General features: G+C 69.1%; 12 protein-coding genes. 8 read left to right on the top strand and 4 right to left on the bottom strand.

The window, feature by feature from the left end:
- Positions 1-21: 21 nt before the first annotated feature.
- The 6 genes from ACOQOP_RS08355 (at position 22) to ACOQOP_RS08330 (ending at position 7,856) form a co-directional block, all read left to right on the top strand.
- Positions 22-1,323, top strand: a complete 1,302-nt coding sequence (locus ACOQOP_RS08355) for an FAD-dependent thymidylate synthase (protein ID WP_420565864.1) — start codon at positions 22-24, stop codon at positions 1,321-1,323.
- 98 nt (positions 1,324-1,421) lie between these two features.
- Positions 1,422-2,558 carry an SMP-30/gluconolactonase/LRE family protein gene (locus ACOQOP_RS08350; protein ID WP_420565863.1) on the top strand — a complete coding sequence of 379 codons (1,137 nt, stop codon included), beginning with the start codon at positions 1,422-1,424 and terminating at the stop codon, positions 2,556-2,558.
- 814 nt (positions 2,559-3,372) lie between these two features.
- Entirely contained in the window at positions 3,373-4,911 is a 1,539-nt protein-coding gene (locus ACOQOP_RS08345; RefSeq protein WP_420565862.1) for an acyl--CoA ligase, read from the top strand.
- A gap of 3 nt (positions 4,912-4,914) precedes the next feature.
- Entirely contained in the window at positions 4,915-5,889 is a 975-nt protein-coding gene (locus ACOQOP_RS08340) for a 2-dehydropantoate 2-reductase (protein WP_420565861.1), read from the top strand.
- 247 nt (positions 5,890-6,136) lie between these two features.
- Entirely contained in the window at positions 6,137-6,460 is a 324-nt protein-coding gene (locus tag ACOQOP_RS08335; protein ID WP_420565860.1) for a hypothetical protein, read from the top strand.
- 88 nt (positions 6,461-6,548) lie between these two features.
- Positions 6,549-7,856, top strand: coding sequence for an ArgE/DapE family deacylase (locus ACOQOP_RS08330; RefSeq protein WP_420565859.1), 1,308 nt, complete (start codon positions 6,549-6,551; stop codon positions 7,854-7,856).
- Positions 7,857-8,073: 217 nt separating this feature from the next.
- Here ACOQOP_RS08330 and ACOQOP_RS08325 read toward each other — a convergent pair whose 3' ends face one another.
- The 3 genes from ACOQOP_RS08325 to ACOQOP_RS08315 form a co-directional block, all read right to left on the bottom strand.
- Positions 8,074-10,077, bottom strand: a complete 2,004-nt coding sequence (locus tag ACOQOP_RS08325) for a pyridoxamine 5'-phosphate oxidase family protein (protein ID WP_420565858.1) — start codon at positions 10,075-10,077, stop codon at positions 8,074-8,076.
- 29 nt (positions 10,078-10,106) lie between these two features.
- The gene (locus ACOQOP_RS08320) at positions 10,107-10,727 is read right to left on the bottom strand and encodes a glutathione S-transferase family protein (RefSeq protein ID WP_420565857.1); all 621 of its coding nucleotides are present in this window, start codon (positions 10,725-10,727) and stop codon (positions 10,107-10,109) included.
- An 83-nt stretch (positions 10,728-10,810) separates the two neighbouring features.
- Entirely contained in the window at positions 10,811-11,368 is a 558-nt protein-coding gene (locus tag ACOQOP_RS08315; RefSeq protein WP_420565856.1) for a TetR/AcrR family transcriptional regulator, read from the bottom strand.
- 238 nt (positions 11,369-11,606) lie between these two features.
- Here ACOQOP_RS08315 and ACOQOP_RS08310 point away from each other — a divergent pair, with 238 nt between their 5' ends.
- Entirely contained in the window at positions 11,607-13,259 is a 1,653-nt protein-coding gene (locus ACOQOP_RS08310) for a thiamine pyrophosphate-binding protein (protein WP_420565855.1), read from the top strand.
- Positions 13,260-13,489: 230 nt separating this feature from the next.
- Here ACOQOP_RS08310 and pcaB read toward each other — a convergent pair whose 3' ends face one another.
- Entirely contained in the window at positions 13,490-14,806 is a 1,317-nt protein-coding gene (gene pcaB, locus ACOQOP_RS08305) for a 3-carboxy-cis,cis-muconate cycloisomerase (protein WP_420565854.1), read from the bottom strand.
- 133 nt (positions 14,807-14,939) lie between these two features.
- Between pcaB and ACOQOP_RS08300 the strand changes: the two genes are divergently transcribed.
- A complete protein-coding gene (locus ACOQOP_RS08300; protein ID WP_420565853.1) occupies positions 14,940-16,577 on the top strand; it encodes a GMC family oxidoreductase in 1,638 nt (545 codons plus the stop codon).
- Positions 16,578-16,582: the final 5 nt, after the last annotated feature.

The following is a 16,582-nucleotide window of genomic DNA, read 5'->3' as shown; positions in this document are numbered from 1 at the left end:
GCCGTGCGAAGGAATGCGGATATGCGGATCGTGATCGAGGACGGCGTCGCACCGGAGGCGAACGCCATGCTCCAGGCGCTGTACAGCCGGTCGGCCGCGAGCGTCGTCGACCATCTGGCCCGCGTGCAGGAACGCGGCTTCCGCAAGTTCATGGAAAGCTACTATGTGGGCTACGGCCATGAATCGATTGGCGATTGCGGCTTCACCACGATCTTCATCGAGGATGTCTCGATCCTGACCTGCAAGGCGGTGCAGGACACGCCGCTGTATTTCGGTCAGGAGACCTCCACCCGCTATCTCGACTTCTCCGCCCAGGGCTACAGCGATCCGGTGGGCTCGGAGGCCTCGCAGGCGGTGATCCGCGGCTGGCTCGACCTCTACGCCCAGGTCAATGCCGAGACCCTGGCGGAGCTGACCGCGACCCGTCCCTGCCCGGAAGGGGTGAAGGAAGGCGTCTGGGCCAAGACGCTGGAAGCCCGCGCCTTCGACATCGCCCGCGGCTTCCTGCCGGCCGGGATCCATTCCCAGCTCTCCTGGACCACCAACCTGCGCCAGGCTGCCGATCACCTGCGCGACCTGGCGGTCCATCCGCTGGCCGAGACCCGCGACACGGCGGCGAAGATCCTGGCCGAGCTTAAGGAGACATATCCGGGCTCGTTCAGCCACAAGGACTACCCCGCCCAGTCCGCCTACCGGGCGATGACCGCCGGCGGCGAGGCCTATTACCGCGGCCAGGAGGACCATCCCGCCTTCGCCTATGTCTGCACCGCCGACCGCGACGGCATCGATCTGCTGGACCGCCGCATCTTCACCGACCGGCCGAAATACGAGCCGCTGCCCCGTCGGGCCGGATCCTACGTCTCCTTCGAGTGCCAGTTCCTGCTCGATTTCGGTTCGTTCCGCGACATCCAGCGCCACCGCAACGGCTATTGCGAGATGCCGCTGCTGAGCTGGACCCACGGCTTCCACCCCTGGTATCTGGAGAGCCTGCCCGAGGCGACCCGGGCATCGGTGGCGCCGCGCATGGCCGAGCTGCGGGCGGCCGCCGAGGCGCTCGACACCACCGAGGAGGAGCGCCAGAACTACCTGCCCCTCGGCCTGCTGGTACCCTGCCGGGTGGTCTACGACCTGCGGCAGATGGCCTATGTGGCGGAGCTGCGCTCGGGCAAGACGGTCCACGCCACCCTGCGGACCGTCGCCCATCGGTTGCACGATGCGGTGAAGGCAGAGTTCCCCTTTGTCGCCCTCCACTGCGACCTGGAGGACAGCGAGCTTGACGCCCGGCGCGGCACCCAGGACATCAAGCCGGTGTCAAATTCCTGAACGACACGCAAAGATAGTGTAGGCTCTCCCGACCGGCGGTTCGACCGGCCCGAAGGACCGGCGACCGACCGGATAACAAGAATATTCGGGAGGACGACATGACCAAGCGTGCAGCGCCGCTGTCGAGCGGCCAACCCTCTGATTCCGTTTCCGCGGCCGGTTCCGGCGGCCTCGATCGCCGCAGGTTCCTGACCGCGGCGGCGGCGGTCGCCGCGACCACGGCGATGGCGCCCGAGGCCTTCGCCCGCAATTTCGGACCGAATGCGGACCCGGTGCGCTATCCGGAGCCGGACGTGATCCCACTCGACCCGCGCTTCAAGTACAAGCTCGGCAACACGCCGATCCAGCGGCTCTACACCGGCACGCTCTGGGCCGAGGGGCCGGCCTGGAACGGGGTCGGGCGCTACCTGATCTGGAGCGACATCCCGAACAACGAGCAGCTCCGCTGGGTCGAGGAGGAGGGACAGGTCACCCGCCGCTTCCGCTTCCCGTCGGGCAATTCCAACGGGAACACCTTCGACTACCGTGGCCGCCAGATCTCCTGCGAGCACGGCAACCGCCGGGTGGTGCGCTACGAGTATGACGGCTCGGTCACGGTGCTGGCCGACGGTTTCGAGGGCGGAGAGTTCAACGCGCCGAACGACGCGGTGGTCCACCCCGACGACGGCTCCATTTGGTTCACCGATCCGGGCTATGGCGGGCTGATGGAATACGAGGGCAACCGGCTCGACACCGGCTCGGTACAGCCGAACCGCAAGGAGGCGGTCTACCGCATCGACGCGAATTCCGGCGCCATCACCCAGGTGGCCGACGAGCCGTTCAAGCCGAACGGCCTCTGTTTCTCCCACGACTACAGGAAGCTCTATGTCGCCGATACCGGCGTGTCGCATTACCCAGAGGCGAAGAGCCAGATCTGGCAGTACGACGTCGACGGCGACAAGCTGATCAACCCGCGCACCTTCGCCAGCATGGAATGGGACGGCCGCACCGGCTTCGCCGACGGCATCCGCTGCGACGAGGACGGCAATGTGTGGTCGAGTGCGGGCTGGGTCGGCGACGGCTATGACGGGGGCCATATCTTCGCCCCGAACGGCGACCGCATCGGTCAGATCAAGCTGCCGGAGATCTGCTCCAACCTCTGCTTCGGCGGCACCAAGCGCAACCGGCTGTTCATGACCGCGAGCCAGTCGATCTACGCGGTCTATGTGGAGACGCGGGGGGCGCATATCACCTGAGGGCCTTCCACACGTCGCCGTCATCCCGGACAGGCCCGGACCCGATCCGGGCCTGGGCCGGGACCGCGTGACCGGCTTGTCGACTGGGTCCCGGGCAGCCCTCGGATCAATCCCGGATCAAATCCGGGACGGGCGCTCCCGGGATGGCGGGGAGGGCCTATGGCGCAAACCCGCCTTCCTCTCGACACTCCCCGGCCTTGTGCCGGGGCGAGCCCGAAGGCTCGCGTGGTGCGTCCGACCGCCCGCAGACGTCGACGCCCGTCACGGCCCCTGACGCTTGCCCCGGCACAAGGCCGGGGAGTGTCGAGGTGGTGTGGAAGGAGAGATTAGGGCCGCAGAGCTGAGCCAATATCGGGGGCAGAGTTCTTCTCCCCGACTTCACTCTTCATTTCCCCGGCCTTGTGCCGGGGCGAGCCCGAGCGCTCGCGTTGTGCGTCCGACCGACCGCAGACGTCGACACCCGTCACGGCCCCTGACGCCTGCCCCGGCACAAGGCCGGGGCGTGGGAGGTGGTATGGAAGGAGAGAGCAAGGCCGCAGAGCTGAGCCAATATCGGGGGCAGAGTTCTTCTCCCCGACTTCACTCTTCAATTCCCCGGCCTTGTGCCGGGGCGAGCCCGAGGGCTCGCGTGGTGCGTCCGACCGCCTGCAGACGTCGACGCCCGTCACTGCCCCTGACGCTTGCCCCGGCACAAGGCCGGGGAGTGAGAGGTGGCGGGGGTGAGGGGAGCCCCGAACCCCTGCCGTTGCGTCCGGCCCTCGTTCGGTCCCATGCTGTGGGCAACAAAGAAAAGACACCCATGGGAGGAACACGCATGGCATCGCCGAGGAGTGTGTACGAACTGGTCCAGCAGGGTGCCGCGAGCGATCCGGCGATCGGCGCGCCCGGGCGGGTCGACCTGACCTATGCCGGGCTGCGCGATCTGGTGGAGGCCACCGGGCGGTCGCTGGCCGGGGCCGGGATCGGGCCGGGAGACCGGGTCGGCATCGTGCTCGCCAACGGACCGGCCATGGCCTCCTGCTTCCTCGCCGTCGCCGCCCATGCGACCGCCGCCCCGCTGAACCCGGGCTACCGCGAGGACGAATTCGACTTCTACATCTCCGACCTGAAGGCCAAGGCGGTGATCCTCGCCGCCGGCGACGACACCCCCGCGCGGAAGGTCGCCGAGAAGCATGGCGCCACGGTCATCGAGCTCGCCGAGGACGAGGGCGGCCCGGCCGGCAGCTTCATGCTGGATGTGGGCGGGTCGGTTCCCGACGGCGCCCCGCCCGCGGACCCGTCCGACATCGCCCTGGTGCTGCACACGTCGGGCACCACCTCGCGGCCGAAGATCGTGCCCCTGTCCGGCGCCAACCTCGCCGCCTCTGCCGGGCATATCGCGAGCTCCCTGGCGCTGAAGCGAGGCGACCGCTGTCTCAACATCATGCCGCTGTTCCATATCCATGGGCTGATGGCCGCGGTCAGCGCCTCGATGCGGGCCGGCGCGTCGGTCCATTGCGCGCCGGGCTTCAACGCCCTGCGCATCTTCCAGCAATTCGAGGAGGTGAAGCCGACCTGGTACACGGCGGTTCCGACCATGCACCAGGCGATCCTCGGCCGGGCGGGTCGCAACAAGGAGGTGATCGACGCCATGAAGCTGCGCTTCATCCGCTCGTCCTCCTCCTCCCTGCCGCCGCAGGTGATGACCGAACTGGAGGCCGTCTTCGGCTGCCCGGTGATCGAGAGCTACGGCATGACCGAGGCCTCGCACCAGATGTCTTCCAACCCGCTGCCGCCCGCCGCCCGCAAGCCCGGCACCGTCGGCATCGCCGCCGGGCCGGAGATCCGGCTGATGGACGCCGCCGGCCGTTTCGCGGCCCCCGGTGAGGCGGGCGAGATCGTGATCCGCGGCCCCAACGTCACCGCCGGCTACGAGAACAATCCCAAGGCGAATGCCGAGAACTTCCCCGACGATCCGGACGGCGGGGCGCGCTGGTTCCGTACCGGCGACGAGGGGCGGCTGGACGATGACGGCTACCTCTCCATCACCGGCCGGCTGAAGGAGATCATCAACCGGGGCGGCGAGAAGATCGCCCCGCGCGAGGTCGACGAGGTGCTCATGGACCACGAGGCCGTCGCCCAGGCGGTCACCTTCGCCGTCGCCCATCCCAAGCTCGGCGAGGAGGTCGGGGCCGCCGTCGTGCTGGGCGAGGGCAAGTCCGCCAGCGAGCAGGAGCTCAAGGATTTCGTCGCCGGCCGGCTCGCCGACTTCAAGGTGCCGCGCAAGCTGGTGATCCTGGACGAGATCCCGAAGGGCGCGACGGGCAAGCTCCAACGCATCGGATTGGCCAAGAAGCTCGGCCTGGAGGAATAGGGCATGCGGGTCTGCATCTATGGTGCCGGGGCGATCGGCGGGTTTCTTGGCGTGGCCCTGGCGCGGGCCGGCTGCGCGGTCAGCCTGGTCGCCCGCGGCCCGCACCTGGCGGCGATCAAGGAGAACGGCCTGACCCTGCTGCAGGACGGGCAGCGCGAGACGGTGCGGCTGAACGCTGCCGAGGATCCGGCGGAACTCGGCCCGCAGGACCATGTGATCGTGGCGCTGAAGGCCCATTCGGTGCCGGCGGTGGCGCAGAAGATGACGGCGCTGTTCCACGAGGAGACCTCCGTGGTGACGGCGGTGAACGGCGTGCCCTGGTGGTACTTCCACGGGCTCGGCGGCGATCTGGAGGGTACCCGGCTGGAGAGCGTCGATCCGGGCGGGGTGCAGTGGGAGACGCTCGGCCCCGAGCGGGCCATCGGCTGCGTCGTCTACCCGGCCTGCGAGATCGAGGAGCCGGGGGTGATCACCCATCTGGACGGCGACCGCTTCACCCTGGGCGAGCCGTCGGGCGAGAAGACCGGGCGGGTGCAGGCGCTGTCCGAGGCGATGCGGGCCGGCGGACTGAAGGCCCCGGTGCGGCCGCGCATCCGCGACGAGATCTGGGTGAAGCTCTGGGGCAACCTGTCCTTCAACCCGATCAGCGCGCTGACGGGGGCCACGCTGGAACAGATCTGCGGCGATCCGGAGACCCGCGCCGTGGCCCGCGCGATGATGGTGGAGGGGCAGGCGGTCGGCGAGGCGCTGGGCGTGAAGTTCGCCATCGACGTGGACAAACGGATCGACGGGGCGGCGGCGGTCGGCGCGCACAAGACGTCGATGCTGCAGGATTTGGAGCGCGGCCGGGCGATGGAGATCGACGCCCTGGTCACCTCCGTCCAGGAACTCGGCCGGCTGACCGGTGTTGCGACGCCGACCATCGACATGGTGCTCGGCCTGGTCAAGATGCGCGGGCGCACGGCGGGGGGGTATTGAGGCGGACTTTTCTCCCGTCACCTCTGCCCGTCATCCCGGGAGCGCCCGTCCCGGATTTAATCCGGGATTGGCCCGGGGGCTGCCCGGGACCTTGCTCCAGCGTGCGCGCTGGGTCCCGGCCGACCGCCGGGTCGGGCCGCACCCGTGACAAACCACACCGAAAAATTGTTTCGGCGTTTACCGAATCTTTAGACCGCCCGGCGATACTGCGCTCAGAACAACGCAAAAGCTTCCAGGAGGACGACTTATGGCGATCAGTGGTATCGGCGGCGGCGCCGGGTTGGGCGCCCAGGCTCTTAGCCAGCTCCAGGGTCTGCAGTCCAGCCAGACGGCCGGCGCGACCCAGGGCTCGGGCCAGGGCGGCAGCCAGTCGACCCAGCAGGCCGGTGGCCAGGGCGTCCGGATTCAGGGTCCGTCCCAGTCGTCCGCGTCGACCAACATCACGCCGAACGCGGTCGAGGAGACCGAGACCGACAACACCCGCACCTCCCAGACCGCCTCGTCAACCGCCACGCCTCCGCCGCCGCCGGCGGGTTCCGGGCGCGGTCAGCTTGTCGATATCGCCGCCTGATACCAATTCGATTTCCGCGTCTTGCGCGCTTGCCGCGCACCGTACGATCCTTCGGCCAGTCCCCTCCCAACGGCCGAAGGATCGTACGATGACTGCCTCCGCTCCCGGAAAACTCGACCCTGACCTCGCCAAGCGCATCACCGATGCGGTTGACGCCGCGTTCGATGCCCAGATCGAGTTCACCAAGGAGCTGGTCTCCCGTCCGTCGATCCGCGGCCAGGAACATCTCGCCCAGGATCTCATGGCCGAGGCCATGGCCAAGCGCGGCTATGCCGTCGACCGCTGGCTGGTCCGCGAGGACGACATCAAGCACCACGAAGGCTTCTCGCCGATCAAGGTCGACTATTCCAATGCCTGGAACGTGGTCGGCACCCACCGTCCGCGCAATGAGACCGGCCGCTCCCTGGTGCTGAACGGCCATGTGGACGTGGTGCCGGAAGGCCCCCTTGACATGTGGACGAGCCACCCGTATCAGCCGCGCATCGACGGTGACTGGATGTACGGACGCGGCGCCGGCGACATGAAGGCCGGCGTGGTCTCCAACATGTTCGCGCTCGACGCGCTCAAGGCCGCCGGTGTGCAGCCCGCGGGCCGGGTGCATCTGGAAAGCGTCTGCGAAGAGGAGAGCACCGGCAACGGCGCGCTCGCCACGCTGGTGCGGGGCTATACCGCCGATGCCTGCCTGATCAGCGAGCCGTCCTCCGGCCATGTGAACCGCGCCGTCATGGGCGTGACCTGGTTCCGCGTCCATGTGCGGGGATTCCCGGTCCATGTGGCGACCGCCGGCAGCGGTTCGAACGCCATCCTGGCCGCCTACGACCTGATGAAGGATCTGAAGGAGCTCGAGGCGCGCTGGAACGCCAAGAAGGGCGAGACGAAGAACTACAAGGATGCCAAGCACCCGGTGAACCTGAACGTCGGCAAGATCGTGGGCGGCGACTGGGCCTCGTCGGTGCCGGCCTGGTGCACCTTCGACTGCCGGGTGTCCTACTTCCCCGGCTTCAAGCCGCAGGAGATGGCCCGCGACATCGAGGACACGATCCGCAAGGCCTCGGCCAACCATCCGTTCCTGTCGAACAGCCCGCCGGAGGTCGAGTTCAACGGCTTCTTTACCGAGGGCTACGACCTGGAGCCGGGCAGCGACGCCGAGCTGACCCTGGCCCGCCAGCACGAGGCGGTCTCCGGGGCGAAGCTCGAGGAGCGGATCGCCACGGCCTATATCGACAGCCGGGTCTTCGTGCTCTACGCGGGCATTCCGTGCCTTGTGTACGGCGCCCATGCGGAGAACGTGCACGGCTTCGACGAGCGGGTGAGCATCCAGTCGATCCGCGAGTCGACCAAGGCCATCGCCCTGTTCATCGCCGACTGGTGCGGCACCGAACCGGTCGCGGCGTAGGCCAGAACCCTTTTCCATCCCGTCGTCCCGGCCCGGAGATCCTCCAGGGCCGGGACGGTGGCTCTCGACACGACGTGCGCTGGGCGGTGGCGGCGTTCGCGGCTTGGTCCTGATTTGCATCAGGACGACGGATGTTTATTGGCCGGCCCTCTCCCGTCGTCCTGATGCAAATCAGGACCATGACTCCGCCCGCTCCCCAAGTTTCCGATCCCCTATCTCAGGCCCCCAAACTCACCGGGCCCCGCGGATGGGCCTGGCAGGCGAGCGCGTAGCCGCCGGCCACCACCGCCTCCGGCACCTCGGCATAGCCGACCTTCCCGGACAGAACCTTCACCGCGCAGGTGCCGCAGCGGCCCGAGCGGCAGGAGAAGTCGACCGGCACGCCCGATGCCTCGGCCAGGTCCAGCAGGGACCCGCTCTCCGGCGTCCACCCCACGGTCTTCCCGCTCTCCGCGAAGGTAACCTCGGCCGGCCCGGCGTCGATCAAGGCCGGGGCCTCGCTCGGCAGCGAGGAGGGGCCGAAGAACTCGTACCGGATCCGCTCGGCGGCGACGTTGAGCCCGCGCAGACCCGCATGCAGGTCGGCGACGAAGCCGCCGGGCCCGCAGAGATAGAAATCGTAGTCCCCGAACGGCAGCAGCCCCTGCAGCAGGGCCAGGTCGACCCGTCCTACACTGGCGTAATCCTCGCCGAGCACATCCTGCGCCCGCGGCCGGCTGAAGCGGATATGCAGGTTCACCCCCGGCGCATGCAGGGCGAGCTGGCGCAGATGCGGGCCGAAGGCCTGTTCCGACCCGTCGCGCGCGCCGTGGATGAAATACACCTCGCGCGGATTGCGCCGACGCAGGCCCTCGCGGACCAGCTCGTTCAGCATGGCGATCATCGGCGTGATGCCGACCCCGGCCGACAGCAGGACCACCGGCCGTCGGGACTCCGCGTCGAGCACGAACTCGCCGCGCGGCGCCATCGCCTCCACCCGGTCGCCCGGCTTCAGGCGGTCGTGCAGGAGGCGTGAGGCGGCCCCGTCGGCCTCCCGCTTCACGCTGATCCGCAGATGCCCCGGCTGGGCGGCATCCGACACCGTATAGGTCCGCAGCAGCGGCTTCTGCGTGCCGGGAATGGTGAGGCGGATCGGCAGGTACTGGCCGGCCCGGTGCGGGGCGATCCCACCGCCATCGGCGGGGGTGAGGTAGAAGGAGCGGATCGTCTCGCTCTCTGCCTCGATCCGGGCGATCGTGAAGGGCCGCCAGGTATCGCGCTCGGCCAGGGCCGCCCGGGTCTGGGCCGCCTCGTCCCAGGTTCCGGTCGCCACCAGGACGGGCGAAGGCTCCAGCGGTGCGAACCGGATCGGCAGGACGCCCCGGCGGAGCACGACCGTCGTCGGCGCGAACCGGACCAGGCGCTCCGCTCCTCGAAACGCCGCGAGCTCCGGGCCGTCCCACAGGCTCTCCGCCGAGCCGGCGAGCTGCAACAGGTCGCCGCTCTCGAAATCGGCGAACAGCAGGCCGGCCCGCGGGTCAACCGCCAGGTTGCCCAGCGTGTTGAAGAAGTTGTTGCCCGAAAAATCCGGCCAGAGCAGCGCGCCGTCCTCGCCGACGGTCACGAAACCCGGCCGCCCGCCCCGGTGGGAGACGTCGACCCCTTCCGGCGCGTTGGTGGCGATGAAGAAGGTATCGGACCGCTCGATCCGTCCGCGGACCTCGTCGCTGATCCCGTCTGAGATCTCAGCCGTGGGGCGGTTCGAGATCGCCGCCGGCTCGCGGGTACGTGTGCGGATGTATTGCGGGCAGTTGCCGAAGCTCTCCAGCACATCCACGGTGAAGCCGCCCAGCCCCAGGGCCGCGATCCGTCCATTGGCCCGGTTGCGCCGCCGGTTCTGAGGCATCAGCCCGAGCAGGCCGACGGGCGCGCCGTCGTGCAGCCCGGAGAGGGCCGGATCGTCCGGCTCCGGCAGCAGCCCGACGATCAGGCGGGTGCGGCTCGGCGAGGCGATGAAGCCCTGATCGCCCGCCAGTACGGTCGCCCAGGGCCGGCCCTCGGCATCGACCGCCCCGACGAACAGCAGGTCCAACTCGGTGAAGAACTGCCGGTGCTGGTCCGGCATGAACCGCCGGATGTTGTGGGCGCCGACCGCCCCCATGCGGTCGCGCACGCCGGCCCGCTCCTGCATGGCGAGTTCCCCCGCATGGAACGGGGCCGGGTTTGGCTCTTGGGCGGACATGGCAGGCTCCTGTCGCGGGGCGGGGGGCCTCAGCCGAGGATATCGGCGGCGGCGGGGAAGGGCACGAAACGCGGATGGGCCTCGAGCCGCGCCAGCCAGCGCCGCACATGGGCGTAGGGCGCCAGGTCGATATCGCCTTCGGGCGCATGGGCCACATAGCTGTAGATCGCCACATCCGCGAAGGTCAGCCGCCCGGCCGCCAGATACTCCCGCTCGGCCAGATGGGCGTCCAGCAGGGACAGGATCTGCGCGGCGATGGCGGAGGCGGCGGCATGGTCAAGGGGAGCGCCGAACACCTTCACCAGCCGGGCCGCGCCGGGGCCGAACCGGATCTCGCCGGCGGCGACCGAGAACCAGCGCTGCACCGCGGCCGCCTCGACCGGATCGCGGGGCATCAGGGTGCCGTCGTCATACCTCGCGCCGAGATAGGCCAGGATGGCATTGCTGTCGGCGATCACGGTGCCGCCGTCATCCAGAACCGGCACCTGGCCGAACGGGTTGAGGGCGATGAACTCGGGCTTCTTGTGCGCGCCGGCCCGCAGGTCGACCGGCACGGTCTCATAGGGCAGGCCGAGCAGGGACAGCGCCAGCTCGATCCGGTGGCAATGGCCGGAGAGGGGGATGCCGTGAAGTTTGATGGTCGCGGACATGGGATCTCCGAGATGAGAAATGAACCGAACGATCGGTACATAATCTTTCCTGCGGCAACGTCAAGAGGGCATGCCGAAGGGCGTTACACGATCAGCGTCCGCTCGAGCCCGTCCAGCACCCGTCGGAACGGGGCGGTGTCGTTCAGGCCGCGGGAGACGACGAGGCCGCCATGGATGGCGATCATCGCGTCCTCCGCCCGGCGGGTTGCGTCTTCTGCCGGGTGTCCGCTTTCCCGCGCCACGCCGGCAAGCGCCTCGCGCAGGCCGGCGAGGCGCCGGCAGACCCGCGCACCGAACACGTCGCGCGCATCGCCGATGGCGAACAGTTCCAGCAGGCAGGAGCGACGGCCGCCTAGATAGAACCGGTCGAGCGCCGCGACCAGGCCCCGGACCTTTTCCCGCGGCGGTGCATCGCCCTGCAGCAGCGGCGCGACCTCCTCGGCCATCCACGTCTCCGCGCTGTCGAGCACGGCCGAGGCCATGTCCTCCTTCCCGTTGGGAAAGTAGTGATAGAGGCTGGACCGGCCGAGCCCGGTGGCGTCGGACAGCAGCTTCAGGCTCGCCCCCTCATAGCCGTGCCGGCGGAACACCTCGCCGAGGCGGTCGACGATCTCTTCGCGGGGGGTGGCTGGACGCGGCATGTCGGACTCCTTCTATACCGAACGATCGATATAGAAACCGGCAGCCGCCGCGCAACGGGTTTCGGCGGCGGCGGCGGTGGAAACTGTCATGGCGGCTGGCGGCGGCGGAGATTCTGGACGGTCGTGCCGACGAGGCACTGCAGCCGTGCAGGCTGGACAGATTCCGTCCCTAGGCACGACACCTTCAGCCTCGCCATACTCCCGGTAACAAACCAAAAAAGCACCTGGGAGGACTATCATGGCCGAGACGTATCGGGTGGGCGACCTTGTCGCCGATTTCCTGCAGCGCATGGAGGTGGAGACGGTGTTCGGCATCGTCTCGGTGCACAACATCCCCACGCTCGACGCCATCGGCCGCCGCAACGCCCTGCGTTTTGTCACCGCCCGCAGCGAGTATGGCGGCGGGCACATGGCCGATGCCTATGCCCGGGTGCATGGCGGGCTCGGCGTGCTGATCACCAGCACCGGACCGGGCGCGGCGAACGCGGTGCCGGCGCTGGTGGAAGCCGGTTTCGCCTCGACGCCGCTGCTGCACATCACCGGCCAGACGCCGACCGGGATGCTCGACCGTGACATGGGGCCGGTCCATGACGTGCCGGGCCAGTCGGCCATGCTCGGCGCGGTCTGCAAGAGTTCGTACCGGATCCTGTCGCCCGGCCAGGCGCTCGGCATCCTGACCCGCGCGGTGGCGGATGCCATGACCGCGCCGACCGGGCCGGTCACCGTGGAGATCCCAATCGACGTGCAGCGCGCCGAGATTCCCCGGCCGGCGGAGCTGGAGACTCTCACCCTGCCGCGCCCGGCCATCGAACTGCCCGATGCGGCGTCGCTGTCGGCCCTGGTGGACATGGTGACATCGGCCAAGCGGCCGCTGCTCTGGATCGGCAATGGGGCGAAGCACGCAACCGGGGCGGTGCAGGCACTGGTCGATCTCGGCATCCCGGTGATCAGCAGTTGGAACGGCCGCGGCGCGGTGCCGGAGGATCATTCGCTGTCGCTCGCCGCCGGAGCCGGCCTGCCGGAAATCCAGTCGTTTCTCGACACGGTCGACCTGCTGATCGTGGCCGGCTCGCGACTGCGCGGGCACGAGACCCAGGACCAGTCGCTGGCGCTGCCGGCCCGCCGGGTTCAGATCGATATCGATGCGAAGGCGCAGGGCCGCACCTACAGCACCGACCTCTTCGTACGCGGTGAGGCGGGGGCGACCCTGTCGGCGCTGGCCGAGCGGCTGGCCGGCGGCCTGTCCCTCGATCCGGGCCTGGCCTCGGACATCGCGGCCGCGCGCAAGGCGGCCAAGGCGGCCTACAGCGCCTTCCTCGACGGCTATGCCGCCATGCCGGAGATCGTGCGCCGGGTGCTGCCGCGCGACGGGATCTTCGTGCGCGACGTGACCCTGTCGCACACCACCTGGGGCCACCGGGCCTTCGAGGTCTACGGGCCGCGCGACACGCTGTATCCGGTGGGAGCGGCGATCGGGCCGGGCCTGTCCATGGGCATCGGTGCGGCATTGGGGGCGGGAAGCCGCAAGACGCTCTGCATCAGCGGCGACGGCGGCTTCGCCATGAACCTGGGCGAGCTCTGGACCGCGACGGACGAGCGGGCGGATGTGGTGTTCCTGGTGATGAACGACCGCGGCTTCGGGGTGATCAAGCACATCCAGGACAGCCTCTATGGCGGCCGCCACCACTTCGCCGACCCGACTCCGCCGGACCTGAAGCGCCTGGCCGAGGGCAGCGGCATGCCCTACACGCCAGTGCGGTCGATGGACGCGCTGGAAGCGGCGCTGAGCGAGGCGCTCGCCGTGCCGGGGCCGGCGCTGGTGGAGGTCGACATGACGGCGATCGGCCCGTACCCGCGGTACTACACCCCGCCGCCCTATGCGAAGGGGTGAGGGGCATCCGGTCTCGGCCTCACCATATTCGTCATCCCGGCGAACCCCGGGCCTGACCCGGGGGTCGGCCGGGACCCAGAATCAGCGCCGGAACCAGGTCCCGGGCAGTCTCCGGATCAATCCCGGATTAGATCCGGGACGGAGGCTCTCGGGATGACGTGTTCATGACTTTTTGACCGCGCCCTGAGCAGGACCGAAGCGACGCGTCGAAGGGCGAGGTCAATTCAAAATCAAAGCGCCAGCACCCGATTGATGATCTCCTGGGACGCGCCGAGGTAATTGATCGGATCGGCCGCCGCATCCCAGTCCACCGGGGCATCGCAGCTCTCCCGAAGCAGGTCGGTGATCGAGCGGCCGGAGCCCGGGGCGTCCTGGCAGGCCTGTTTCACCAGCGCCTGGGCCTCCACCTTGCCCACATGTTCGGCCAGGGCCGTGGTCACCGCCTCGGCCATGATCAGGCCGGTGCCGAGATCCAGGTTGGCGCGCATCCGGGCGGCGTCGACCTTGAGGCTCGCGAGCGTCTCGCTCGCGATGCGCAAGGCCGCCGCCGTCGCCAGCAGCATCGGCGGCAGGCAGATCCATTCCAGCGTCCAGCCGGGTCCGCCGCGCTCGTGCTCCTGGATCGCCGCGTGGTGCAGGCCCGACAGGTTGGTGGCGTTGGCCCGGGCCAGGGTGACAAGCATCTCGATGCCGATCGGATTGGCCTTCTGCGGCATCGCGCTCGACCCGCCGCCCCCGCCGGCACGGATCTCGCCCACCTCGTTCTGGCCCATCAGCAGCAGGTCGGCGCCGATCTTGCCCAGGGTTCCGGTCACCCCGGACAGCCAGTCTCCCAGGCCGAGCATGCCGTCGCGCGCGGTGTGCCAGGGCGAGACCGCCCGCTCCAGCCCCAGCTCGTCGGCCAGCATGTCGGCCACGTCCATGCCCCGGGAACCGATTGCCGCCAGCGTGCCCGCAGCTCCGCCGAACTGGACGACCAGCAACTCCTCGCGCACCCAGATCAGCCGCTCGCGGTAGCGCTTCAGCGGCGCCAGCCAGCCGGCGACCTTGGCGCCGAAGCTGATCGGGATGCCCTGCTGGGTGCGGGTCCGGCCGGCCATCACGGTGAAGCGGTGGTCGTCGGCCATCACCGAGAGCTGGCTGATCACGGCGTCGAGCCGGGTCTTCATCCGGTCGGTGGCGGCGGCGAAGCAGAGCAGCAGGGCGTTGTCGTAGATGTCCTGGCTGGTGGCACCCGCATGGACGTAGTCGCGGGCCGGCGCGCCCACCTTGTCGCGGAGCTGGCTCACCAGGGCGACGATCGGCACCCCCGCCGATTGCATGCCGGCGCCGAGCTTCTCCATGTCCGGCATGAAACCGTCCAGCGCCGCATCGATCGCGGCGGCCGCCTCCGCGGGGATCACGCTCATCCGTCCCTCGACCCGGGACAGGGCGCGCTCGACCTCGACCATCGCCCGGGTCACGGCGGCGTCGTCGATCAGGGCGGCGGTCTCGGGGTCGGACAGGAGAGGGGCGGTGAGGGCGGAGTCGAAGGCGGTGGCGGGCATTCCTGGGGTCCTTGAGATTGGTCGTTCCTCGGAAGCATAGCGCGGCTCGGTTGGCGGCTCGACAGATCACGCGCGCCGTGCTCGCATTCCACGAAGCCGCCCGGAAATAAGGGCAGCATGGGAGGGATGGACGATGCAAGCTGCGCAGGGGAACTCGGGCGCGATGGAAGCCGAGGCCGATTTCATCATCGTGGGAGCGGGCTCGGCCGGCGCGGCACTCGCCAACCGTCTGACCGAAAGCGGAAAGCACAAGGTCCTGCTGCTGGAGGCGGGGGCGGCGAGCCATCCCTACAGCCGCATGCCGGCGAGCTTCGGGCTGCTGATCTCCGACCCGGCGGCGAACTGGTGCTACGCCTCTGTCCCGGAGCCGGCGACCGCAAACCGGGAAATTCCGGTGCCTCGGGGCAAGCTGCTCGGCGGCTCGTCCTCGATCAACGGGCTCGTCTATGTGCGCGGCCAGCCGCTCGACTACGACACCTGGGCCCAGCGCGGGAGCCGCGGCTGGAGCTTCGACGACGTGCTGCCGATCTTCAAACGGATGGAGAACTACGAGCACGGCGCCGACGACATGCGCGCCCAGGGCGGCCCGCTGCATGTCTGCGAATCCTACGACCAGAGCCCGCTCTACGAGGCGATCTTCCGGGCCGGCGAGGCGATCGGCATCAAGCGGAACCCGGACTACAACGGCGCCGATCAGGAAGGCTTCGTGCGCACCCAGACCACGATCAAGAACGGCATCCGGCAGAGCACGGCGGTCGCTTATCTGGAGCCGGCGCGCAAGCGTCCGAACCTGAGGATCGTCACCGACGCGCTCGCCACAAGGCTGATCCTGGAGGGCAAGCGCTGCGTCGGCGTCGCCTACCGGATCGCCAACAGCGAGGAGGTGGAGGTCCGCGCCGGCCGCGAGGTCATCGTGTCCTGCGGCGGGGTGGCGGCTCCGCAGCTTCTGGAGCTGTCGGGCATCGGCCGGCCGGACGTGCTGAAGCCGCTCGGCATCGAGGTGAAGCACGAGTTGCCGGCGGTGGGCGAGAACCTGCGCGACCACATCAACGCCCGCATGGTCTGGCGGCTGAAGCAGCGCGGCGTGTCCTATAACGAACGCATGGCGGGGCTGATCCCGCGCGGCTGGCAGTTTCTGCGCTACCTGACGACGCGGCGCGGCTTCATGGCGATGCCCTCGGCGCCGATCCTGGGCTTCCTGAAGACCCGGAAGGAGCTTGAGACCCCGGATATCCAGGTCCATGTGATGCCCTATGTCATCCGCGACGCCAAACGCCGGTTGCTCCACGACTGGCCGGGCATGACCATGACCTGCTACCAGCTCCGACCGGAAAGCCTCGGCACCATCCACGCGCGCTCCGCCGATGCCCGCGAGCATCCGGAGATCCGCTTCAACTTCCTGTCCGATGCGCTGGATCGGCAGACCATGACCGATGGGCTGCGGCTGATCCGCAAGGTGGCGGAGGCCGCCCCCATGGACCCGCTGCGCGGCGAGGAGATCGAGCCGGGGACCGGGGCCACCAGCGACGAGGACCTGCTGACCCATGTGCGCAACACCGCCAACACCGCCTTCCATCCGGTCGGCACCTGCCGCATGGGCCCGGGCGAGGACTGCGTCGTCGACAGCCGCCTGCGGGTCCACGGCATCGCCGGGCTGCGGGTGGCGGATGCCTCCATCATGCCGACCATGGTGTCTGGCAACACCAATGCCGCCGCGATCATGATCGGCGAGAAAGCCTCCGATCTGATCCGCGAAGACCATCCGAGTTGAGGACC

This window comes from Thalassobaculum sp. (assembly GCF_965223715.1).
GTDB lineage: Bacteria > Pseudomonadota > Alphaproteobacteria > Thalassobaculales > Thalassobaculaceae > Thalassobaculum.
The sequence above is the reverse complement of the archived record's forward strand: the minus strand, read 5'-3'. Positions and strand labels throughout refer to the sequence as shown.

Coding starts and splice junctions, on each gene's coding strand:
- ACOQOP_RS08335 (WP_420565860.1), top strand. CDS start 6,137: ATGGCGATCAGTGGTATCGGCGGCGGCGCCGGGTTGGGCGCCCAGGCT.
- ACOQOP_RS08310 (WP_420565855.1), top strand. CDS start 11,607: ATGGCCGAGACGTATCGGGTGGGCGACCTTGTCGCCGATTTCCTGCAG.
- ACOQOP_RS08350 (WP_420565863.1), top strand. CDS start 1,422: ATGACCAAGCGTGCAGCGCCGCTGTCGAGCGGCCAACCCTCTGATTCC.
- pcaB (WP_420565854.1), bottom strand. CDS start 14,806: ATGCCCGCCACCGCCTTCGACTCCGCCCTCACCGCCCCTCTCCTGTCC.
- ACOQOP_RS08325 (WP_420565858.1), bottom strand. CDS start 10,077: ATGTCCGCCCAAGAGCCAAACCCGGCCCCGTTCCATGCGGGGGAACTC.
- ACOQOP_RS08315 (WP_420565856.1), bottom strand. CDS start 11,368: ATGCCGCGTCCAGCCACCCCCCGCGAAGAGATCGTCGACCGCCTCGGC.
- ACOQOP_RS08330 (WP_420565859.1), top strand. CDS start 6,549: ATGACTGCCTCCGCTCCCGGAAAACTCGACCCTGACCTCGCCAAGCGC.
- ACOQOP_RS08340 (WP_420565861.1), top strand. CDS start 4,915: ATGCGGGTCTGCATCTATGGTGCCGGGGCGATCGGCGGGTTTCTTGGC.
- ACOQOP_RS08345 (WP_420565862.1), top strand. CDS start 3,373: ATGGCATCGCCGAGGAGTGTGTACGAACTGGTCCAGCAGGGTGCCGCG.
- ACOQOP_RS08320 (WP_420565857.1), bottom strand. CDS start 10,727: ATGTCCGCGACCATCAAACTTCACGGCATCCCCCTCTCCGGCCATTGC.
- ACOQOP_RS08300 (WP_420565853.1), top strand. CDS start 14,940: ATGCAAGCTGCGCAGGGGAACTCGGGCGCGATGGAAGCCGAGGCCGAT.
- ACOQOP_RS08355 (WP_420565864.1), top strand. CDS start 22: ATGCGGATCGTGATCGAGGACGGCGTCGCACCGGAGGCGAACGCCATG.